Below are 21,726 nucleotides of genomic sequence, written 5' to 3' on the forward strand. Positions count from 1 at the left end.
CCACTGCGAACGAGGCTAGGCGTGCTGCTGGAGGTCAGCCACGCGGCTTGTCATCAAAGCGTTTCGACCACCCCTTTCAGGGGCAGTCCATTTAAAGCAGATTGGATTTGCTGCACGTACTGAAATATGACCTCAGCCCTCGACTCAATATCTTCGCTGGAATAGTCGTCGGGCATACCTGCCAGCAACCGATCGATGATCGCTGCTTTCACCTGCGCCTGGGCAGATGCGCGATCACGCAAATCCCCCATCTCGCGCCGCCGCAGCTCCACCGTCACCATGAGTTCCCGTGCCACTTTTTTTACCTTGTCGATATCTCCTTTGGTGATATCGACCTTATCTTTCGACAGCAAGTCGTATACCGCTAGCTCCTTCTCGCTATTGAAGCCCTCGCGCACATACCGTTGTTCTTCTTGGTCAAGGGAGTCATGCAGCTTGATGAGGTCATCAAAGACACGTTGAATTTCAGCGTCGTCCTTGTCGCGGTTGTACTCTGCGATGATTTCTTGGTAGCGCTTGTAGAGATCGATGCGGCTTGGGTTCAAGGCCATCATGCGGTCCAATCTGGCCTGAATTCGCTCCTGCAAGGTCAGCACAGCGGTTTCCTTGTAGGGTGACTTTGCGAACTCGGCCCGCAGGCGCTCAAAGTCAATGCCAGACAAGTCGTACTGCTTGGGCGACTGCTTCACCATTCCCTTTGAGGCGACCCCCAATGACGTATCAATCACGCCGCGAAGTTCTTGCATGATCGCAGTGATGTCCACCTTAGGCTTCGGCTTTTGCAGCAGGTTGTAGAGCGCAGCAATCGCGTTCTCCTGCGGTTCGTACTTGAACACGCCAGGGTTCGGAAACAAGCCACGAAACCGGTCGAACACGTCTTCAGCCAAGACTTGAAATGTCTTCTTGTTCTCCGGTGAGGTGCTTACAGCATTCTGAGCATTCAGCAGTTCACCCCAGGTTTCCTCACCCTCTTCTGCGCGCACCAGGGCATCCAAGTCGTAGCCAAAGGTCGCGAGCTGGGCCTGCACCTTGCCGATGGACAGCGCATACTCTGCCAGCGCCTGGTCTTCATCGAACAGCGGGTCCACAGGCGGACCCTTGTCACCTTGCCCATAGGTGGCAAGCGCCTTGCGCAGGCTTTTGAGCATGCCGTTGTAGTCAATAATGAGACCGTTCTTCTTGTTGGCCGCGACCCGGTTGACGCGGGCAATCGCCTGCATCAAGGTGTGCCCCTTCATGGGCTTGTCGAGGTACAAGGTTGCCAACGACTTCACATCAAAGCCGGTAAGCCACATGGCGCAAACCACTGCCACCCGGAAAGGGTGCTTGCCGTCCTTGAAGCACTCGTCGATGCTCTTGCCGCCGATTCCATCGACCATCACTTGACGCAATGGGCGTACGTCGATGCCCTCTGCCGCGAAGTCTTTCACCTCGTTTTGCTCAGGGCTGAACACGGGGTGAATCTGCGTGGTAGCCATCCAGGCAATCTGCGCCCGCAGCCGAATCACGAATGGGGGCTCAGGTTTATCGGCCTTGGCGTAAACCTCTTCCTCCTTCTGGAGCTTGACTTGCAGCTCCAACTGCTTGTTCAGCCACTGGATTTTGATTCGGTCAGCCATCTTCGCGCAGGTGACTTTGTCGATGCAGACCAGCATCGCTTTGGCGTTGCCACCGTACTTGGTGGGCTTCCCTGGCTTGGTGGGGGCCTCCATCAAGCGCCAACGCTGGTGGTAGTGCTCGACGAAGTCTGTCGCCACGTTGGACAGATGCGTGTCAGACGTGAACACCGGGTACTCCCGCGCCAGCTCCCGATACAGCTTTTCTTCCTGTTCCTCGGCTAGCTCGCCATCCGCCCGCGCCGCATCAATTCGTTCTTCGATGCGCTTGTTCAGGTCTGGGTCAACCAGACGCAGCTTTTCGCCACGATTCTCGTAGTACAGGGGCAAGGTAGCCCCGTCCGCCACCGCGCGCTGAAAGTCATAGACCGAGACATAGGAGCCAAAGACCTTTTCCGTCTCGTGCCGTTCCTTGCTGTCGATGAGCGGTGTGCCCGTAAAGGCCAAGAACGCTGCCTTACGCAAGGCCATACGCATCTGCGTCGCCAATCGGCCGTACTGCGTGCGGTGTGCCTCGTCCGACAAAACGATGATGTCGCTGCGCGTGGTCCAAGGTTCGGTCGGGCGCTTGCGGAACTTGTGGATCAAGCTGAACACATAGCGGCGGTTTTGATCCCGCAACAAGCGTTCAAGCCCTTCTGCACCGGTGGCCTTGTCCCCCTTGTTGGTCGAGACACCGCAGCCGACGAAGGTCGTGTAAATCTGATCATCAAGTTCTTTGCGGTCGGTCAGCAGCACAAAGGTGTAGGCCGCCGAGACCTTGCGGTGCACCTTCTGACAGAAGAAAACCATCGAATAGCTCTTGCCGCTGCCCTGCGTATGCCAGAACACGCCCAGCTTGCCAGCCAGCACTTCGGAATCACCTGACTTCAACTTCGCGATGGCCTTGTTCACACCGATGTACTGGTGATTGCGGGCCACCACCTTCAACGTCACTTCCTCGCTGCTGTCGAAGAGGATGAAGTTTTCGAAGATATCGAGCAGCGCATCCTTGGTACACATGCCGCGCAACAAGATCGGCAGAACCGGTTTGAGCGGTGCCTCGTCGTGCTTCGGCGCTGGGTCAGGATCATCCTCGTTCAGGCGCTTCCAGCGATAGAAGTGATCCCATGTGCTGGTGATGGAGCCGAAGCGAGCATCCAGGCCGTTCGACACGATCACCAGCGCGTTGTAATGGAACAAGCGCGGATTCGTGTCCTTGTAGTCGGTGTAGTTATCGTCAAACGCGGCCTTCAGACCCTTGTCATGCCGCTTGAGTTCGATGAAGACCAGCGGTAGCCCGTTGACGAAACCAACCAGATCGCAACGTCGCCTGAACGGGCCGCTTTGCACCCACAGCTCACGCACTACCAGAAATTCGTTCTCAGTCGGATTCTTGAAGTCAATGACACTGACATGCACGTCCTCCGCCGCATTCCCTGTAGGTGACTTCAAGGTGATGCCATCGCGCATCAGCTTCCACTTGGCCTCGTTGTGCTGTAACAGGGTCTTGGTGGGGTCTGCATCAAGAAGCTGATCGCGCGCGATGATCAGCTTGGAGCGGCCGGTGGATGTCGCCGTCAACTTCGGGTTCAGCTTGGCAAGTGCGGCATCCAGCTCTCGAATCAGCACAACTTCGGTGGCATCTTTGCGGCCAAGCAGTGATGTCGGGCCAAAGGTCTCGGCATTGAAGGCATAGACCGAGCGCCAATCTAGGTTGTCCTCGAACAGCTTGGCTGCGGGTTCCTGGACATTGTTGTCTTCTGAGTAGACGGCGCTCGCCATATTTTCCCTCTCTTCTATCGGTCAAACAGCAAGCGCGCCCGACATTATTTTCGGAAGCAACGCGTTGCGTGCCTCGGTCAAATGTGCATTCTGAAGAATTAACTTGCTTCGCAGCTCAAGTATAGGCAGACACCTCTCATCAAAGCTTTGAAGAACCTCCGAGCTTGGGCATAGCAGTGGTGCTTCCTCAAAGTCCTTCCCACTCACTGCAGGGTAGGCAGCACCGGTGGCTCGGTTTGTCAGATATGCGACGAACTCATCAGACGTTGTCGCAAAGTAAAGGTACGAAAATGGAATGCCGCTCGCAGTGAGGACGGCAAACCCCGTTGAAACAACCACATCCTCGCCAGGTTCCCAAAGAAGTGCATAAGAGCGTCGATTGGGGCGAACGCACGACCAGATCACATCACCATGCTGTACCAGGCGGCGGGCACGACCAGGTGCATCGACGTAGGGCATCTTCGTTGCCCCCAATACGACACCCGTCTCAACAGATGCAATATCAACGTACCGAATTTCTTCCGGTTTGTCCTTTGCGCCGAGGCTAGCCCTATTGACTTCCGCCATCTCTGCTAGTGGTTGAGTTCGCCAGCCTTGAGGAAGTCCAGATGACATTCCGATGGAATGACCGGGATAGCGAAAGCTTACGAACCACTCACGATAAAGCAGGCGAGCAGACTCTTCCAGCAAGCAGATGCGTGCCTGGTTGGTTTCGATAAGATCGTCATACGCTGCCAGCAACCCGCCAATTGCCTGTTGGGTCACAAGCGGGGGGCATGGAATCTCCAGGTGTTCGGCATCGCCAACCTTGATATGAGGCACAGTGGCGCCGAAGCTTAAGCCTCGCAACTTGTTTTGTACTTGCGGGCTTTGCAGAGCAAAGGCAAGGTAGTTCCAGTCCAGCAAGGCTGGGTCCGGACGATACTGAAAAAGACGCTGGCCGAGAAAAATCTGTTCTGACTCGGCGAAGGTGCAACGCCCAACTTCACCGACTGGTGCCTCTCGGGTCAAGATCACATCACCAAACAGTGGCCTTGATCGTCGAGTCCACTGCTCATAAGTGTTCTCTGAGACGTATCGAACGATCTTGGTGTCGATAAAACCTCGCTTGACGTTCGTCGTTCGGATCATCTTGAAGGACGTTGGCCCTTCGACAATGGGAGCGGTCTTGTTCACGCAATCCACCGCAAGCAGGCACAACTCCGACAGGCGCTTCAATGGCCAATTCATTCAAGGAGCTCCGAAATACCTGCTTGGATGGCCGCTGCCAGGACGAAAGCCTTGTCGTTCAACTCCGCGAGCTCGCTGTGGATCTCCCGCATGCGGCCAACAAATTTCACACCATCATCATCGTCTTGCATCCCAGCTGCAGCGCCCACATACCGTCCCGGTGTCAACGAATAGTCGTTGTATTTGATGTCATTGCGGCTCACCGCCTTGCACAGACCGGAGACGTCTTCGTATTTGCCCGATGGAAATCGGCTCAGCAGCCAATGGGTCTGAGCGATGAAATAGGTTGCCCGCTTGATCGCCTCCATGCCAAGATCACGTACCGTGGGCTTCTCGCGCTTCTTGACATCGCGGGGCAGCAATGCCTTCTTGGCCTCACGCACGGCATCGCTATCAAAGACCGTCCATTGACGGGCGCGCAGCGCCTTTTCGGCGAAGTCCAACAGCTTCAGCCATGCCTTGTGCTGTCCTTCCAAGGCAGCCGATCCGGCCTTCAAGGCAGGACCGATTGCGTCGACTTTGTCTTGCAGAGCCTTGCGCTGGTCAAAAGTGCTCTGCTCTGAGAGCGGTGCCAATGCCTTCAGAACCGCGCTGGCTTCACGCAGCACAACGTTCAAGGCTTGACGCCAGCCGTGAGCTTGCTCGTCTACCTTGTGGACTTCGGCGCGATACGCTTGGAGCAATTCGTTAGTGAGGCCATGGTCTTCACCCAGCTTCTCACGCACCGCTGCAATGGCCGCGTCGTCTACGGCAGTCTGCGCAAAGTTGCGAAGCGCCCTGGCTAGTGCGGAGACCTGTTGCTCATCGTTCGCAAGACGCTCCGCCAACTGGGAGAGATGGTGCACCAATTGGGCTTGGTACGAGGCCAAAAGCGCAACGAACTTCTCCTGTTCCCCCCGGTACAACCATGTGATGGCCGTCAGATTGGTAAGCTGTTCGTCGGTGAAGACATGGGAGCGCGCCGACACCACGGTGTAGACATTGCGTGCGTCGATCATCAGCACGGTGTCCCGCAAGTTGTCGGGCTTGCCCTTGTCGAAGAACCACAGCGCGCACGGCAAGCTGCGGGTGTAGAAGAACTTCGGCCCGATGGACATCATCACGTCCACATGACCAGTCTCCACCAGCTTCTGACGAATTTCCTTGTCCTTGTTGCCGGCATCCGAGGCACTGGACGCCATGACGAACCCGGCACGTCCGCTGTCGTTCAAATAGCTATAGAAATATTGAAGCCAGAGGCTGTTGGCGTTAGAGATGGTTTCGCCGTCGCCGTTGTTCTTGCCTTTGGTCTTCGTCGCCACACCTGGCAAGCCAAATGGCAACCTGCCAGTTTGCTTCTCACAGACCTGGTTTTTGACCTTGGCGACCTGAACGCCATCCACGTTGAATGGCGGGTTCGCCATCACGAAATCGCAGGCGCCCAGCAACTGATGGTGGTCTTCGTAAAAGGTGTTGCCGATGCGGATGTTGCCTTCCAGCCCGTGCACCGCCAAGTTCATGCGAGCAAGCTTGCTGTTCAGGTCAGCTTTTTCTTGCCCGTAGAACGTGATGTCCACATCGTTGGTGCTCTTGTGTCGCACTTCCTCGATGAAATGGCCGGTCTGGACAAACATGCCCGCCGAGCCGCAGGCTGGGTCGAGCACCACGCCGTGGTCCGGCTCGATCACATTGACGATCATGCGAACCAGACTCGGTGGCGTAAAGAACTCTCCGCCCTCTTGCGCACCGCTCTGCGCAAACTGATTCAGGAAGTATTCGTAGATGCGGCCAAACACGTCGCCCGTGGCGGTCTGTAAGGCAGGGCGGTTAAAAATCTTCAGCAGCTCGGCCAGCAGGTCTTGCTCAAGCCCGAGGTAGTCCTTGGGCAGCGCGCCCTCAAGTAGCTTTTGGCCCTTCTGATCGGTCACCGAGTCTTCGATAGCGATCATCGCGTCGCGGATGGCTTCGCCCACATTGGTGCCCGCGGGCAGCGCAGCTAGGTAGTCGTAGCGAGCAGTCTCGGGCAGATAGATGGCGGCCTTGCCTTGAAAGCCCAGCTTGATGCGATCTTCTCTCAGTGCGCCAGTCGCGCGGGCAGGAACTGCCTTTTCAACATCGGGGAGCAGCGCGTGGAAGCGAGTGGTCGCGTGACGCAGAAAGATCAAGCCCAGCACGGGCATCGAATACTCACTGGCGGTCAACTTGGAGTTGGCGCGAAGCTGGTCAGCGGCCTCCCACAGGTCGTCTTCCAGCAGCTTCAGTTCTTGGTAATCCATCAAAAGGCAATCAGGTGTTCACGACAACAGGCACTGCGACTTGCGTGGCGACCTGTTGAGCAATAGGTGTGTAGAGGTCCACGTTCGTCTCTGGAGTGCGAATGGACACGATAAGGCTGTAGCGTGCAGGCAGGTCGTAGCGTTCCTGCGCTTGACGGGTGCGCCACCAGCCCTTAGCCGGATACACCGCAATGAAGCCCCGGCTCGCCAGCTCGGCGGCGGTGCCTTGCCAGATGTCCTGATGCAACGATCCTCGATGACGCTGCCGATCCCCCAAAATCCAGTTTGGATCTTTGGGGTCAATTGGGTCGCCATCGTCCTCACGTTCGGCGGCCGCATTGATACGAGCCACAAAGTCTTCGGTTGTTGCGTCCAGCGGGCGTTGAACATCAAAGCGAAGGCGGTGGGACGGGTAGTGGAACCTAGACGAAGTGCCGCGAGCTGAAGGATTCGGCTCGATGAAATAGGACAAGGTAATGCGCAGCTCTACCTTGGTGCCAGGAGCTAGTGCCTGCAACTGTTCCTTCGGCCAGGGCAGCGAGTGAAGATTCATGTCTTTACTGACGACGCCCTTGCCTTTGACCTTCTGGTACGGGTGCACTTGATCTTCAAGCACCAAAGTCAGCGAGTTGCCCGCGCTCCAAAGTGCTCTATCCAATTGCGGAGCACCCCAGCCGCAATGCCGAATCAAGCTCACGTGGTCGGTCTTTGTGGCTGGCCTGTTGGTCGGCAAGTAGGCTGCCCGCATTGCGTCCGTCCATTCAGCTGAATGCACGATCAGCCCACGGATGGTCTCAGGGCGGAGAGCGGGGTATGCCGCCATCAGTTGCCCAGCCAGGCGAGCGCCCAGCGCGGAGGCAGCACTGGTTGCATTGGTCGTTGCAAACAGGCGTTCAATCGGCAGGTTGTTGGTCGTAAGTAGATGAAGACTAGGAATACCCACGGCGCCCAATGCATCCTTGCCAGCATTGCCGCCTTCGAAGACTACTTCGGGCTTCAGCGGCCAAGCCGTACTCCAGGCTGCCGATGTACTGGTGTATGGACTCAGCCCACCTTCGGGCGCAATAGAGGCAAGGCCCTGGGCATCCGCTTCAGTGATGAGGACCTTTTTTGTATAGGCTCCAACCGTCAGAGCATTCCATGCTTGGCCGGGGTCTCGGATGCCGTTGGTGCTCAAGCTGGCAGGGTAGGTACTCAATGAGTGTTGATCTTCGGTATTGCCTGCGCACAATACAAACAATCGAGGAAACTGCCCGTCGCCATCGTAGTCAGCGGCGAGACGGTCCACGGTCGAAGACCACGCGGACGGGCGGCCACGATCACGGTCGTCACTGGAGGTGACTGCGGAGGTGAAAACCCGTGGTCGCGCGGGCGCAGCAACTTCGGGGCGGGCTACGGCCTCCGCAAAAAGGTATCCATGATGCTTGGCATCGCCGCCGTTGGCACCCTGCTCGGGAGTTAGCTTTACCGACTCCAAGCGATGATGGACCACAACCGGGTCACCAGATGACAGCGCATTTGACAGGTCGCCCAGCGCCGCGAGGCCAGCCAGGCCGGAGCCGTGATTTGCGGTGTCGTCCACACCCCAAGTAGGGTCGACCGTGTGCAGGTCTGCGATAGCAAGAAAAGGGGCTAGCAGTGGGTGCCCTCGATTCACACCCGAATCCAAGAGGCAAACACGGGGCGTTACATCGTTTTCCGGTGCCACATTCAAGCGAGCCAACGTTTCATCGACCCACTGTTGCTGCTCCGGCGGGGTCATGCTGTCGAAAAACTCGGCGGTTTCCTTGGCGCGGCGAAGTTCGGCTACGCAGTTCAAGGTCATGACAGAGGTTGAGAGCTGCTGCTGTGACCCGAACATCAGAACGACCGTCCGTTCCGGAAAGTTGATCTGGTGTGCGCTGACCTGGCATTCAGCCAAGGTTGCGAGCTTGTGGAAATCCTCAACCACCTCGTTCCGGCGGCCACGAACGGGCAACCAAACTTCCCACCAAAACTGCTCAGTCACATCCTGAGGTAGCAACTCGGGTTCATCCGTCCAGAGTGCGCGGAGTTCTGCACTGCGAATGGATGAGATTGCGTTGAGCAACGTGCCATGGTCGATCAGGTCACCCTTCTTGTTTGTCTTGGCAGCCAGATACTCGGCAACGTATTTTTCGAAGTGGTCAAGTTTGCCGTCGGGTACATAGACGTTGGCAACCGTCGTATTGCCTTCGGCTCGGACACTCAAGACTTCGATCTGCTGTCCTGGGTCGCGATTGCGTTCATCTCCGAGGCTCTCAAATGCGAGCTCCACATTTGGCATACCGACGAACTGAATTTGCAACCCTAAGCCGCTCTGAAGTCCTTGCTCTTTCTGTACTTCTACCGCTTGCTGAGCAACCGGCCTGAGCGCCTGCAATTGGGCTTGAAGCCCGGCGCCATGCTGGGCTCGGTCAGGTTTGGGCACTTCGGCCGAACTTCCGCCACCGGCTGACGGAGCCGTGAATGGCTGTGCCTTGGATGTTTTCGTCAGTACAAGGTGGGGGCGCTTATCTTGAGCTTGTTCCGGCATGGTTTGACGTGTGCTTGTTATTCTGGGTCAACTTTGCACTGATGAGGCGACGCTCCTCTAACGCACGCCCCAACTCGACCCGTTGCACTTTGGTTTGGTCATGCATGATCGCTTCCTTGATGGACTCGTTCACAGCACGGCAAATTTCCGCGTAGCTCAGCCCCTCTGCCTGCTCAACCAGCCCGTCTTTCTTGAAAGGCTTGGGGGCAAAGCTCCCCAAACGCGACCGGATCAAATCAAGCGCCTGCGTTGGTGTAGGCAGATGGTATTCCACCACGTCGTCGAAGCGCCGGAACAAGGCGTTGTCTAGGACTTCGGGATGGTTTGTCGCAGCGATGATGAGACTGTTCGACTGGTCATGCTCAATCATCTGAAGAAAGCTATTCAGTACGCGCCGAATCTCGCCTACGTCATTGGCCGCACCGCGCTGCGAACCGATGGCATCGAATTCATCGAAGAAATAGACGCCTCGAAGGTCAGCAATGGCATCAAAGACTTGCCGCAGCTTGGCAGCAGTCTCACCCATGAATTTCGTAATCAACGAATCGAGGCGCACCAAAAACAGAGGGATGCCCAATTCACCGGCCAAGGCGGAAGCCGTCATTGTCTTGCCGGTTCCCGGCGGGCCAACCAGCAGAAGCTTCCGGCGCGGGGACAGCCCGTGCTCTTTGATGCGAGCCAGAAGGCGTTGCTCTTTGATGATGCGCGCAAGCTGCTTAGCCGCCAAGTCATCCAACACCATGTCACCCAAACGATTGGCTGGATGCGTCACGGTCAGCAGGTTGGCAAGCTCGCCTCGTGGCTTGTTCGCGCTGTTCAGAGCGCCCGATATGGGTACCAACTTGCCGGAAGCATCTTGACTCAGGCGAGTCTTGCCGGCGTCGATCATGTCGCGCAGTTCTTCCGCGAGCTTGCCGTGGCCTAGCTTGGCTTCATGCGCAGCAACTTGCATCGCGACGGAATAGAAGTGTCCGTCATCGCGACTGATGTGCGACTTGATGAGAGCCTTGAGTTGTTCCGAGCTTGCCACGATGGCGTTTTCCTGGTAGCAGTTTTGCTGAATTTGGTCAAATTTCGACGCTTCTATTGTCGGCTAAGTTCGAGCATGGGCGGTAGGGAATGAATACCCGGGGCTTTCTAGACACCTCTGAGCCTCAATCCTGAAGCGACAAGAGGAGGAGTAATAAGTGAGCAACAAGGTGGCGGATGTTTCGGCCAGGCCTGGCGTTAGCCAGTGCCGGTGGATCAAGACGCAGGGTGCACCAGTCGGTGAGCGTTAGGCGCAAACATCGCTAGCCAAGAGCCGCGTCCGCTGAGGCCAGACTCAAACGCGTGACCGAGGGGCGCGGTGGTTGGGCCTGCTCGGGTATGCGTGGCCGAGATCGGTGACGTGTACGGTTAGCTTGGGCCGCAGGCGGGGAAGTATCGATTTCTCGTACTGCTTCGTTGAGAATGCGTCATGGCTGTTCCCACTTACGACAAATTCATCGAGCCGGTCCTCCGGTTTCTTGCTGCAAAGCCAAGTGGTGCTTTGGCTCGCGATGCGCATGAAGCGGCGGCGCTGGCACTCGGCGTCTCTGAACCCGATCGTCAAGAGCGACTTCCAAGTGGAGTGCAACTTGTCTATAAGAATCGGGCTGGCTGGGCTCACGACCGCCTAAAGCGAGCCGGACTTTCTAGCAGTCCCCGCCGAGGATTCTGGCAGCTTACCGATGAAGGCCGGGCCTTTGTGGCAAAGCATCCGAACACTCTTTTGCCAAAAGAGGTTGAACAGCTGGCAATTGGATTCATGGATGTTCGCCTTAGGCCGTCGCCGACCGGCGAGTCGCTTGCGTCCCCCTCGTTGCTCCAAGTTCCTTTTGCCGAGTCTGCTGTCGCCAGCCCTGATGATCGCCTCGGGGAAGCTCTTTCAGAGCTACGTCGATCTGTTGCAGCCGAGCTCTTAGACTCGCTCAGCTCCGTTTCATCCTCTTTCTTCGAGACGATCGTTCTCGACCTACTTCACCGAATGGGATACGGCGCCAGCCGTGCAGACATTCAGCGTGTCGGCGGCTCAGGCGATGGGGGCATTGACGGTGTCATTTCTCTGGATAAGTTGGGTCTGGAGAAAGTCTACGTACAAGCCAAACGCTGGCAGAGCACGGTTGGACGCCCTGAGATCCAAGGCTTCTATGGCGCTTTGGCCGGTCAGAGGGCCAACAAGGGTGTCTTCATTACCACGTCCGGGTATACCTCGCAAGCCATTGCATTCGCCAATTCGGTTGAACGCATAGTCCTCGTTGATGGACCGCGTATGGCTGAATTGATGATCGACCACGAGGTCGGGGTTTCAGCCCGGACGATCAAAGTGCCTAAATTAGACAGTGATTACTTTGACGAGGAATCTGTTTAGTCGCCCGACGGTAGAAGCCCTAGGTACAAAGTCCGATCGGTGACGAAGTGAAATGGATGACTCGGCGACGTGCTGGTCAGAAGGTCGCTGCATCGAGACCAAACGGAAAAAGCCCGCTATCTTTTGAATAGCGGGCTTTTATTTGGTGCCGGAGAGATGAATCGAACACCCGACCTTCTCATTACGAATGAGCTGCTCTACCGACTGAGCTACACCGGCTAAGCCCGCGATTATAGCAAGACCTTCAGGCCTTTTCGGCGTGGTACTTGGTCAAACGCTCGACTTCGTTACGCGAACCCAACATCACGCTCACGCGCTCGTGCAGTTTGGTGGGCTGCAGGTCGAGGATGCGCTGCTTGCCGTTGGTGGCGGCGCCGCCGGCCTGCTCGACGAGCCAGCTCATGGGATTGGCCTCGTACATCAGGCGCAGCTTGCCGGCCTTTTCGGGCTCGCGCTTGTCCCACGGGTACATGAACACGCCGCCGCGCATCAGGATGCGGTGCACGTCGGCCACCATGCTGGCAATCCAGCGCATGTTGAAGTCCTTGCCGCGCGGGCCGTCCTTGCCGGCCAGGCATTCTTCGATGTAGCGCTTCATGGGCACGTCCCAGTGGCGCATGTTGCTCATGTTGATGGCAAATTCTTTGGTATCGGCCGGAATCTGGATGTCTTCCTGCGTGAGCACGAAGCTGCCTTGCTCGCGGTCGAGCGTGAACATGGCCACGCCGTTGCCCACGGTGAGCACCAGGGTGGTCTGCGGGCCGTAGATGCAGTAGCCGGCGGCCACTTGCTGGGTGCCGGGCTGCAGAAAGTCAGCTTCCTGCACGCCGGGGGTGTCGTCGGGCTTCTTCAGCACGCTGAAGATGGTGCCAATGCTCACGTTCACGTCGATGTTGCTGCTGCCGTCGAGCGGGTCGAACATGAGCAGGTATTCGCCCTGCGGGTAGCGGTTGGGCACCACGTAAATGCTGTCCATTTCCTCGCTGGCCATGGCCGCGAGGTGGCCGCCCCATTCGTTGGCTTCAATGAGCACTTCGTTGGCGATGATGTCCAGCTTCTTCTGGATCTCGCCCTGCACGTTCTCGCTTTCGGCGGTGCCGAGCACGCCGCCCAGCGCGCCCTTGTTGACGGCCTGGCTGATGCTCTTGCAGGCGCGGGCGACCACTTCGAGCAGCAGGCGCAGCTGGCCGGGAATGAGGCCGTCGGCGCGCTGTTGTTCGACGAGGTAGCGGGTGAGGGAAATCTTTTGTTGAGCCATGTGTTCTGTAGGGTTCGGTTGCTTCAGTTTCCGGCCAGGGCGCGGGTCACGACTTCATGCGTGTCCTTGCTCAGGTCGGGCTTGGCGGCCACGCGGGCAATGGCTTCGCGCGCGGCGCTGCGGTACGGCTCGGCCAGCTTGCTCCAGCGGTCGAGCGCGCGGGCAAGGCGGGCGGCCACCTGGGGGTTGATGGCGTCCAGCTCTATGACGCGCTCGCTCCAGAACACGTAGCCGGCCGCGTCGGGGCGATGGAATGCTCCGGGGTTGGCGCTGCAATAGCTGAAGATCACGCTGCGGGCGCGGTTGGGGTTCTTGATGGAGAAGTCGGGGTGCTTCATCAGCTGCTTGACCAGCGGCAAGATGTCGCCGCCGCGGTCGCTCGCACCGGCCTGCAGCGAGAACCACTTGTCGATGACCAGCGCTTCATCCTTGAAGATGGCATGGAAGCGCGCGAGCGCCTGTGCGGCAAGCGTGTGGCCCGACGACACCAGCGCGTTGAGCGCGTTGAAGCGGTCGGTCATGTTGCCCGCGTCCTTGAAGCGCTGCAGCGTCTTGCCGGGCCACACGGTATCGCCCGAAGAGCGCGCCGCCAGGCACAAGAAGTTGAGCGCCATGCCGGCCAGCGCGCGGCGGCCCGACGAGGTGGGGTCGGGCGTGTAGGCGCCGGTATCGTGGTTTTCTTCGTAAACCTGTTGCCAGTCAGCGAAGAGGGCGGTGGCCAGCTGGGCGCGCATGGCATCGCGCACCAGGTGCACGCGCTGTGGGTCGACCACGTCGAGCTGCTCGGCAATGTAGGTTTCCGAAGGCAGCGTGAGCACCAGCTCCTTGAAGGCGGCGTCGAGCTTGGGGTTGCGCAGCACGCTGCGCATGGCGTCAAGATACGCGTCGTTCAGCACCGGGGTGGTGTCGGTCGCAAGCGCAGCAATGCCCTGCAGCGCGGCGCGCAGGCCCAGGCGCTGGCCGGCTTCCCAGCGGTTGAACGGGTCGGGGTCGTTGGCCAACAGGGTGAGTAGCTGGGCGTCGGTGTATTCAAAGTCAAGAATCACCGGCGCGCTGAAGCCGCGCAAGATGGAAGGCACGGGCTCTGCGTCCAGCCCCACAAAGGTGATCTGCTCGCCAGCGCGCGAGAGCACCAGTGTGCGGGTGCCGTGCGTGATCTGCTCCTCGCCCTCGATCTGCAGCGGCAGTTCGCGCCCGCTGGCGTCGAGCAAGCCCATGTTCAGCGGAATGACGAAGGGTTCCTTGCTCGGCTGGCCGGGCGTGGGCGGGCAGCTTTGCACGATGCTCAGGGTGTAGCTGCGGTTCTGCGCGTCGTACACGCCGTGGGCGGCAAGGCGCGGCGTGCCGGCCTGGCTGTACCAGCGCTTGAACTGGGGCAGCAGGCGGGCCAGTTCCGAATGGGGGTTGGCGTCGGCAATGGCTTGGGCAAAGTCGTCGCAGGTCACGGCGTGGCCGTCGTGGCGTTCGAAGTAAAGGGTGATGCCCTTTTCAAAGCCCTTGCGGCCGACCAGCGTCTGCATCATGCGGACTACCTCGGCACCCTTTTCGTAAATGGTGACGGTGTAGAAGTTGCTGATTTCTATGTAGCTGTCTGGCCGCACCGGGTGGGCCATGGGGCCGGCGTCTTCGGGAAACTGGGCGGTGCGCAGAACGCGCACGTCTTCGATGCGCTTCACGGCGCGGGCCGAAGCGTCGGCGCAAAGGTCCTGGCTGAACTCCTGGTCGCGGAAGACGGTGAGGCCTTCTTTCAGCGAAAGCTGAAACCAGTCGCGGCACGTCACGCGGTCGCCGCTCCAGTTGTGAAAGTATTCGTGGCCGACCACGCTTTCGATGTTGCTGTAGTCGGCGTCGGTGGCGGTGGCCTGGTTGGCCAGAACGTACTTCGTGTTGAAGATGTTCAGGCCTTTGTTCTCCATGGCGCCCATGTTGAAGTCGCTGGTGGCAACAATCATGAAGCGGTCCAGGTCCAGCGGCAGGCCAAAGCGCACTTCGTCCCACAGCACGGAGTTGACCAGCGAGTTCATCGCGTGCTCGGTCTTGTCGAGGTCGCCGGCGCGCACGTACACCTGCAGCAAATGCTCCTTGCCGTTGCGCGCGGTAATGCGCTGCTCGCGCGCCACCAGCTTGCCGGCCACCAGCGCGAACAGGTAGCAGGGCTTCCTGAAGGGGTCGACCCACTTGGCAAAGTGGCGGCCTTCGGGCAGCTCGCCTTGCTCGACCAGGTTGCCGTTCGACAGCAGCACCGGGTAGGCGGCCTTGTTGGCGCGCAGGGTCACGGTGTACATCGCCATCACGTCCGGACGGTCGAGAAAATACGTGATGCGGCGGAAGCCTTCGGCCTCGCACTGCGTGAAGAAGGTGTCTTCGCTCACGAACAGGCCCATCAGCTTGGTGTTCTTGATGGGGCAGCAGGTGGTGAAGATCTCGAGCTCGAAGGCCCCTTCTTCGGCGGACGGCAGGCCGTCCAGCACGAGCTGGTCGCCTTCCATGCGGAAGGAAGCGCCCTGGCCGTTGACCAGCACGCGCGCCAGGTTCAGCTCGTCGCCGTCCAGGCGCAGGGGCTGGGCCGGCGCGTCGGGGTTGCGGCGCAGTTGCATGCGGTTGAGCACGCGGGTCTTGGCGGGGTCCAGGTCGAAGGTCAGGTCGACGGTGTCGATCCAGAAGGCCGGAGCGGCATAGTCTTCGCGGCGAATGGCAATCGGTTGCCCTTGGGCGTCACGCTGCAGCAGCATCGAGTGTCTCCAGAAAGTTGGAATGGGCGAGTTCGTCGTAGTCGCGAACCGCGGCAATCACATGGGGGCCGGCAAGCTCGGCGGCGGAATGGGTGCTGCACACGGCCACGGCACGCATGCCGCCGCGGCGTGCGGCCTCTATACCGAAGGGCGCATCTTCAAACACGATGCAGCGCTCGGGCGCCACGCCAATGCGGCGCGCGGCCTCCAGAAAAATCTCGGGCGTGGGCTTGCCGGCAAAGCCTTCGTCCCCGCCCACAATGGCCAGCGGCAGCGGGTCCATCTTCAGGCGCGACATCGCAAACTCGATGTTGTGCTTGTCGCCCGCAGTGCCCACGGCCACCTTCAGGCCGCGCGCCACGGCGGCCTTGGCAAAGGCGGTGAAGCCCGCCACCTCGGTGAAGTTGTCGCTGAACATGGCGCGGTAGATTTCTTCCTTCTCGTGCACCATGGCCTGGCATTCGGCGTCTGAAAGATCGCGCTCGAACAGCTCGCGCATGCACTCGGTGCCGGTGCGGCCCGTGGTGCGCGCAAGAATGTCGGTCACGTCCAGCTTGAGCCCGTGGCGGCCCACAAACTCCACCCACGAGCGCGCATGCCAGGGCATGGAGTCGATCATGGTGCCGTCCATGTCGAAGATGAAGGCTTCGGCCTTGTCGTGGGTCAGGCTCATCGATTACACGCCTTGCTTCAGCGAGGCTTCGATGAACACGTCCAGGTCGCCGTCGAGCACCTTTTGCGTGGCCGACACTTCAACGTTGGTGCGCAGGTCCTTGATGCGGCTGTTGTCCAGCACGTAGCTTCGAATCTGGTGGCCCCAGCCCACGTCGGTCTTGCTGTCCTCGAGCTTTTGCTGCTCTTCCTGGCGCTTGCGCATCTCGTGGTCGTACAGGCGCGAGCGCAGGCGCTTCCACGCCACGTCGCGGTTGCTGTGCTGGCTTCGGCCGTCCTGGCACTGCACCACGATGCCGGTCGGGATGTGCGTCAAACGCACGGCCGAGTCGGTCTTGTTGATGTGCTGGCCGCCCGCGCCCGATGCGCGGAAGGTGTCGGTGCGCACGTCTGACGGGTTGATCTCGATCTCGATGGAGTCGTCGATTTCCGGGTAGACAAAGATCGAGGCAAAGCTGGTGTGGCGCCCGCCCGACGAGTCGAACGGCGACTTGCGCACCAGGCGGTGCACGCCGGTTTCGGTGCGCAGCAAGCCAAAGGCGTAGTCGCCTTCCACCTTGATGGTCGCGCCCTTGATGCCGGCGGTGTCGCCCGGGGTTTCGTCTTCGATCTGCGTCTTGAAGCCCTTGCGCTCGGCGTACTTCAGGTACTGGCGCAGCAGCATGCTGGCCCAGTCGCAGGCCTCGGTACCGCCCGCGCCGGCCTGGATGTCGACAAAGGCGTTGAGCGGGTCGGCCGGGTTGTTGAACATCCGGCGGAATTCAAGCTGCTTGATGTCGGCTTCGAGCGCGGCGGCGTCATCGGCAATGGACTGCAAGCCGTCCATGTCGCCTTCTTCCTTCGACATCTCGTAGAGCTCGGAGTTGTCCGAGAGTCCGCTGGTGAGGCGGTCGAGCGTCACGACCACGTCGTCGAGCGATTTCTTCTCACGGCCCAGCTCCTGGGCCTTCTTCGGGTCGTTCCAGACGTTGGGATCTTCGAGCGATGCGTTGACCGTCCTCAGACGTTCGGATTTGGCATCGTAGTCAAAGATACCTCCGTAAATCGGCCGTCCGGGCGCTCAGGTCCGTGAGGGTTGCGCCGATTTGGTTGATTTGTTCTGCGTCCATGGGGTGTCCTGACTGTGTTCGGGGGAAACCGCACATTTTCTCATGGACCGATGACCCGCCCGGGAAGGCCCCTGTATTGCTCCTTCCCCCGTTGGGGGAAGGCTGGGATGGGGGCGGTTTCCGTATTTGGCGCGGTTCATTCCAGAACCGCTGTTGCCGCCTCGGGGTACAGGTTGGGGAAGAGGATGCTCAGCGACTCGAGCGGAAAGCTGATGTTCAGATCCGAGCGATGGCCGTCGCTCTTCAGAAGTCCATCCTTGATGAACCGCGAGATCACTTTTCGGGCCGTGCGCTCCTCCAGCCCCGTCATCCTGATGAATTCCCCGCGCGAGACCGCGCCGACCGCGGCAATCGTATGCAGGGGGAGCAGCGCCTCCTCGCGGTATTCCGTCATGCCGCTTGTGGAGCCACGTACCAGCAAATAGGCGCGAATACGGTCTTTGAGCTTTGACAGGTCAAGCATCGAAGCCATGAAATTGACTTGGTCTTCGCACAATTCAAGAAAGTAGCGGCACCACTCCCTGAGCATTTTTTCACTGAGATTGCCGCGGCCGTCGAGGGCTCCTTGCCTTGCGCTGTCTGCGTTGTCCAGCATTTCGTAGTAGCGATCTCGATGGCGAGCCAAGCCGCGGTTGACAGACCAGAGGCCACCACTGATCAAGTGCAAGGCGCAATGGGTCTGAAGCCGGACCGCGCGCCCGTTTCCGTCTTCAAATGGATGCGTCCAGGCCATTCGGTGATGTGCGGCCGCGACGGTATAGAACACCGCATCGACACCCTTGAGGCTACTGTAGACCTCGTCCATTCGCTTCAGGAATTGCGGGACCGATTGCCACGCCGGCGGCTGGTGCCGGCCCACCGCAACGTCATGCGTGCGCAGGGCTCCCGGAGTGATGATCCGGCCGTCGTCGGTACGGCGATCTGGTTCGGGGAGCCGGCTGTAGAGGCTTTCATGTGCCTTTTTGAGGAAGCCGCTGCTCAACGTGCCCGCTTCGCTGCCGACAATCTCTTCCAGTTGGCGCTCGGCCTCGATGTGCGCCAGTGCGACACGCTGACGCTTGGCAACATCCGGCTGGTCGGAGAAGTCTTGCCTGAGCGCTCGCTCGATGTTCATGGGATGCGTGCTTTGCCCCTCGATGCGGTTCGAGTAGTACGAGTTCATCGATCGAACAATCTCACGCAGCGCTGCCCGTGCTTGCGGACTCGCGGAGCCTTTCAGTTGTGCTGACTTCTCGAATATCCGGCGCGTGACGTCGCTCAGTTCGCCGAGTTTTTGCGTTGGGAGCAACGGTTCGAACTGATGAGGCTGGTCGTAGACCAGCAAGGGCTTGGACTTGAGGGGCATAGATTCCGGTTGAGATTCTGCTCAGCTTATTGGAATAATCATTATTAATCAATGGGTTATGGGAACTGGATGGACGCTTTGTTTCCGGTTTGGATTCTGGTTTTTTTGCTTTGAGACAGTGGCTGCGTCACGGCACCAAAAGAAAAAAGCCCCCTGCGCGCGGCGCGGGCGCGCAGGGGGCAAGGGTCAACCTCGCGCGGTCAGAACGCCGGAACCAGCGATCCCTTGAATTGCGTCTCGATGAAGCTTTTCACCTCCGCCGACTGGTACGCCGCCACCAAGCGCTTGGCCCAGGGCTTGTCCTTGTCGGCGCGGCGCACGGCAATCAGGTTGGCGTAGGGGCTCTTGGCCGACTCCTTGATGACCGCGTCCTTGTTGAGTGAAAGCCCGGCCTTCTCGGCGTAGTCGTTGTTGATGGCGGCAATGGCCAGGTCGTCGAGCGACCGGGGCAGTTGCGCGGCGTCGAGCGGCACGAGCTTGAGCTTCTTGGGGTTGCTCACCACGTCGAGCGGCGTGGCGGTGTTGTTCTTCACGGCCTCGGGCTTCAAGGTGATGAGGCCGGCGGACTGCAACAGCAGCAGCGCGCGATTGCCGTTCGACGGGTCGTTCTGGATGCCGACCGAGGCGCCGTCGGGCAGTTGGTCGATCGCCTTGATCTTGCGCGAATAGAAGCCCAGCGGCGCGGTGATGGTCAGGCCCACGGGCACGATGTCGAAGCCGCGCGCCTTGTTCTGGTTGTCCAGAAAGGGCTGGTGCTGAAAGGCGTTGGCGTCCAGGTCGCCAGAGGCCAGCGCTGCGTTGGGCAGCTGGTAGTCGTTGAACACCACCAGCTGGATGTTCAGGCCGTCTTTCGCGGCCACCTTCTTCACCACTTCGAACACCTGCTCGGCGCTGCCGACGGAGACGCCGACCTTGACGGTGTTCTTGTCTTGCGCAAGCGCGGAGGTGCTGCCGGCAAAAAGGGCAACGGCCAGCGTTGCAAGGGCGAGGGTGCGGCGGCGGAAATTGGTATGCATGTTGTGGTGCGAAATCAAAAAATGGAAGGCGCGAATGTGGCATTCCCGGGCGAACTTGGGAACGAACCAATGCGCATATCGATATGGCATCGCTCAACCGTGCGTTCGCGGTCTTATGTGATTTATCGAATAAGCACGCGACGATTTGTTCGTTCCCTTTCGGCGCCTTTGTTTTCATACTCGGCCCCTTTTTGCGAACCTTCGCGGTCGGCTCCACGCCCGCCGCTGCCTTTTTTATGAGCAACCCTTCCTCCGACGCGGGCCGCGGCAACGCAGAGCCCGTGATCCGTCTTCAATCGGTGCAGAAATCTTTTGCACTGCCCAACGGCGAGGTGTTCGACGCCGTGCAGTCGCTCTCGCTCGACATCCACCAGGGCGACGTGTTCGGCCTGATCGGCAAGAGCGGCGCGGGCAAGTCGACCCTGCTGCGCCTCATCAACCTTCTGGAGCGGCCCGATGCGGGCAAGGTCTTCGTCGGCGGGCGCGACCTCACCACGCTCTCGCGCCGCGAGCTGCGCGACACGCGGCAGAACATCGGCATGATCTTTCAGCAGTTCAACCTGCTGCAGAACGCCACGGTGTTCGACAACGTGGCCTTTCCGCTGAAGATCCACGGCCGCCATTCGCGCGCCGAGATCGATGCGCGCGTGCGCGAATGCCTGGCCCTGGTGGGCCTGGCCGAAAAGATCGACACCTACCCGGCGCAGCTCTCGGGCGGCCAGAAGCAGCGCGTGGCCATTGCACGCGCGCTGGCGCCGCGGCCGCAGGTGCTGCTGTGCGACGAGCCCACCTCGGCGCTCGACACCGAAACCACGCGCGCGCTGCTCGAAACGCTGCGCGACATCAACCAGAAGATCGGCGTCACCATCGTCATCGTGACGCATGAGCTGTCGGTGGTCGAGGTGCTGTGCCGCAACGTGGCCATCCTGGAGAAAGGCCGGTTGGTCGAGCAGTTTGCGGTCGATGCGCCGAGCGAAGAGCGCCAGACGGCATTGGGCCGCGAGATCGACGAACTGGTGCGCCGCCGCGAGCGCGAGGCGCGCGAACCCGTCGAGCCGCGCCCGACGTCGTTGCGGCGCAACCCGGAGGAGGTGGCCTATGTTTGAGAATATCGCCCCCATCCTCCCCGAGCTGTGGACTGCCACGGGCCAGACCTTTTTGATGCTGGCCATCGGCCTCTCGGCGGCGGTGCTCATCGGCGGGCCGCTGGGTATTTTGCTGTTCCTGCTGGGGCCGGGCCAGTCGCTCGAAAACAAGCCGGCGTTCCTGGTGCTCAACTGGATCGTGAACACCGTGCGCTCGTTTCCTTTCATCATCCTGCTGGTAGCACTGGTGCCGTTCACGCGCGTGATTGCGGGCACCTCCATCGGCCCGCTGGCGGCCGCGGTGCCGCTCTCGTTCGCGGCCATTCCGTACTTTGCGCGGCTGGTCGACCAATGCCTGCGCGAAGTGCCGCGCGGGGTGATCGAGGCGGCGCACGCCATGGGCGCGTCAGAGCTGCAGATCGTCTGGCGCGTGCTGGTGGTGGAGGCGCGCTCGGGCCTGGTGCTGGCGCTCACGGTGCTGGCGGTGAGCTTTCTTTCCTATTCGGCCATTGCCGGCGTGGTGGGCGGCGGCGGCATCGGCGACCTGGCCATCCGCTACGGCTATTACCGCTTCCAGACCGACGTGATGGTGCTGACCGTGGCGCTGCTCGTGGTGCTGGTACAGATCCTGCAATTCGTGGGCAACACCACGGCGCGCAGGCTGGACAAGCGTTGAATTTTTGTTCCCTTCCTTTTTT

General features: G+C 59.8%; 14 protein-coding genes and 1 tRNA gene. 3 read left to right on the plus strand and 12 right to left on the minus strand.

Annotation, left to right across the window (positions count from 1 at the left end; all coding sequences use genetic code 11):
- Positions 1 to 53: 53 nt before the first annotated feature.
- From BLR24_RS08485 to BLR24_RS08505, 5 genes are read right to left on the minus strand one after another with little or no spacing between them, the layout of a single operon-like run.
- On the minus strand, positions 54 to 3,380 hold the full coding sequence (locus tag BLR24_RS08485; RefSeq protein WP_093015578.1) for a type I restriction endonuclease subunit R: 3,327 nt from the start codon (positions 3,378 to 3,380) through the stop codon (positions 54 to 56).
- A gap of 21 nt (positions 3,381 to 3,401) precedes the next feature.
- Positions 3,402 to 4,610 (minus strand): restriction endonuclease subunit S, encoded by a 1,209-nt coding sequence (locus BLR24_RS08490; protein ID WP_093015581.1) that lies wholly within the window; start codon positions 4,608 to 4,610, stop codon positions 3,402 to 3,404.
- On the minus strand, positions 4,607 to 6,865 hold the full coding sequence (locus BLR24_RS08495; protein WP_093015584.1) for a type I restriction-modification system subunit M: 2,259 nt from the start codon (positions 6,863 to 6,865) through the stop codon (positions 4,607 to 4,609). The genes BLR24_RS08490 and BLR24_RS08495 overlap by 4 nt, the downstream gene beginning before the upstream one ends.
- Before the next feature lie 10 nt (positions 6,866 to 6,875).
- Positions 6,876 to 9,419 (minus strand): S8 family peptidase, encoded by a 2,544-nt coding sequence (locus BLR24_RS08500; protein ID WP_093015587.1) that lies wholly within the window; start codon positions 9,417 to 9,419, stop codon positions 6,876 to 6,878.
- Positions 9,397 to 10,449 carry an AAA family ATPase gene (locus BLR24_RS08505; RefSeq protein WP_093015590.1) on the minus strand — a complete coding sequence of 351 codons (1,053 nt, stop codon included), beginning with the start codon at positions 10,447 to 10,449 and terminating at the stop codon, positions 9,397 to 9,399. Before BLR24_RS08505 ends, BLR24_RS08500 begins: the two co-directional genes overlap by 23 nt.
- Positions 10,450 to 10,878: 429 nt before the next feature.
- Between BLR24_RS08505 and BLR24_RS08510 the strand changes: the two genes are divergently transcribed.
- The gene (locus tag BLR24_RS08510; RefSeq protein WP_093015593.1) at positions 10,879 to 11,811 is read left to right on the plus strand and encodes a restriction endonuclease; all 933 of its coding nucleotides are present in this window, start codon (positions 10,879 to 10,881) and stop codon (positions 11,809 to 11,811) included.
- Between the two features lie 143 nt (positions 11,812 to 11,954).
- Here the strand turns inward: BLR24_RS08510 and BLR24_RS08515 are convergent.
- The 7 genes from BLR24_RS08515 to BLR24_RS08545 all read right to left on the minus strand — a co-directional run bounded on the left by BLR24_RS08515 (position 11,955) and on the right by BLR24_RS08545 (position 19,943).
- Positions 11,955 to 12,030: transfer RNA gene (locus BLR24_RS08515), tRNA-Thr, on the minus strand.
- Positions 12,031 to 12,055: 25 nt separating this feature from the next.
- On the minus strand, positions 12,056 to 13,069 hold the full coding sequence (locus BLR24_RS08520) for a class 1 fructose-bisphosphatase (protein WP_093015596.1): 1,014 nt from the start codon (positions 13,067 to 13,069) through the stop codon (positions 12,056 to 12,058).
- Between the two features lie 23 nt (positions 13,070 to 13,092).
- The gene (pepN, locus tag BLR24_RS08525; RefSeq protein ID WP_093015598.1) at positions 13,093 to 15,801 is read right to left on the minus strand and encodes an aminopeptidase N; all 2,709 of its coding nucleotides are present in this window, start codon (positions 15,799 to 15,801) and stop codon (positions 13,093 to 13,095) included.
- A complete protein-coding gene (locus tag BLR24_RS08530; protein WP_093015603.1) occupies positions 15,785 to 16,474 on the minus strand; it encodes an HAD family hydrolase in 690 nt (229 codons plus the stop codon). The genes pepN and BLR24_RS08530 overlap by 17 nt, the downstream gene beginning before the upstream one ends.
- A gap of 3 nt (positions 16,475 to 16,477) precedes the next feature.
- A protein-coding gene (prfB, locus tag BLR24_RS08535; protein ID WP_139188741.1) for a peptide chain release factor 2 occupies positions 16,478 to 17,582 on the minus strand; the annotation gives its coding sequence in 2 pieces (ribosomal slippage) (positions 16,478 to 17,500 and positions 17,502 to 17,582; 1,104 coding nt in all).
- A gap of 136 nt (positions 17,583 to 17,718) precedes the next feature.
- Entirely contained in the window at positions 17,719 to 18,906 is a 1,188-nt protein-coding gene (locus BLR24_RS08540) for a Fic family protein (protein ID WP_254787213.1), read from the minus strand.
- A gap of 221 nt (positions 18,907 to 19,127) precedes the next feature.
- Entirely contained in the window at positions 19,128 to 19,943 is an 816-nt protein-coding gene (locus BLR24_RS08545; RefSeq protein WP_093016309.1) for a MetQ/NlpA family ABC transporter substrate-binding protein, read from the minus strand.
- A gap of 236 nt (positions 19,944 to 20,179) precedes the next feature.
- On the opposite strand from BLR24_RS08545, the gene BLR24_RS08550 reads away from it, so the two are divergent.
- Both BLR24_RS08550 and BLR24_RS08555 read left to right on the plus strand, forming a co-directional pair.
- A complete protein-coding gene (locus BLR24_RS08550) occupies positions 20,180 to 21,049 on the plus strand; it encodes a methionine ABC transporter ATP-binding protein (RefSeq protein ID WP_093015609.1) in 870 nt (289 codons plus the stop codon).
- A complete protein-coding gene (locus tag BLR24_RS08555; protein ID WP_055803217.1) occupies positions 21,042 to 21,704 on the plus strand; it encodes a methionine ABC transporter permease in 663 nt (220 codons plus the stop codon). Before BLR24_RS08550 ends, BLR24_RS08555 begins: the two co-directional genes overlap by 8 nt.
- The last annotated feature ends 22 nt before the right edge of the window (positions 21,705 to 21,726 follow it).

The sequence above is a fragment of the Variovorax sp. OV700 genome (assembly GCF_900099805.1).
GTDB lineage: Bacteria > Pseudomonadota > Gammaproteobacteria > Burkholderiales > Burkholderiaceae_C > Variovorax.

What these genes read in the sequence shown, in the direction of transcription:
- BLR24_RS08485 (WP_093015578.1), bottom strand. Translation starts at nt 3,380, where the DNA reads ATGGCGAGCGCCGTCTACTCAGAAGACAACAATGTCCAGGAACCCGCA.
- BLR24_RS08490 (WP_093015581.1), bottom strand. Translation starts at nt 4,610, where the DNA reads ATGAATTGGCCATTGAAGCGCCTGTCGGAGTTGTGCCTGCTTGCGGTG.
- BLR24_RS08495 (WP_093015584.1), bottom strand. Translation starts at nt 6,865, where the DNA reads ATGGATTACCAAGAACTGAAGCTGCTGGAAGACGACCTGTGGGAGGCC.
- BLR24_RS08500 (WP_093015587.1), bottom strand. Translation starts at nt 9,419, where the DNA reads ATGCCGGAACAAGCTCAAGATAAGCGCCCCCACCTTGTACTGACGAAA.
- BLR24_RS08510 (WP_093015593.1), top strand. Translation starts at nt 10,879, where the DNA reads ATGGCTGTTCCCACTTACGACAAATTCATCGAGCCGGTCCTCCGGTTT.
- BLR24_RS08520 (WP_093015596.1), bottom strand. Translation starts at nt 13,069, where the DNA reads ATGGCTCAACAAAAGATTTCCCTCACCCGCTACCTCGTCGAACAACAG.
- pepN (WP_093015598.1), bottom strand. Translation starts at nt 15,801, where the DNA reads ATGCTGCTGCAGCGTGACGCCCAAGGGCAACCGATTGCCATTCGCCGC.
- BLR24_RS08530 (WP_093015603.1), bottom strand. Translation starts at nt 16,474, where the DNA reads ATGAGCCTGACCCACGACAAGGCCGAAGCCTTCATCTTCGACATGGAC.
- BLR24_RS08545 (WP_093016309.1), bottom strand. Translation starts at nt 19,943, where the DNA reads ATGCATACCAATTTCCGCCGCCGCACCCTCGCCCTTGCAACGCTGGCC.
- BLR24_RS08550 (WP_093015609.1), top strand. Translation starts at nt 20,180, where the DNA reads ATGAGCAACCCTTCCTCCGACGCGGGCCGCGGCAACGCAGAGCCCGTG.
- BLR24_RS08555 (WP_055803217.1), top strand. Translation starts at nt 21,042, where the DNA reads ATGTTTGAGAATATCGCCCCCATCCTCCCCGAGCTGTGGACTGCCACG.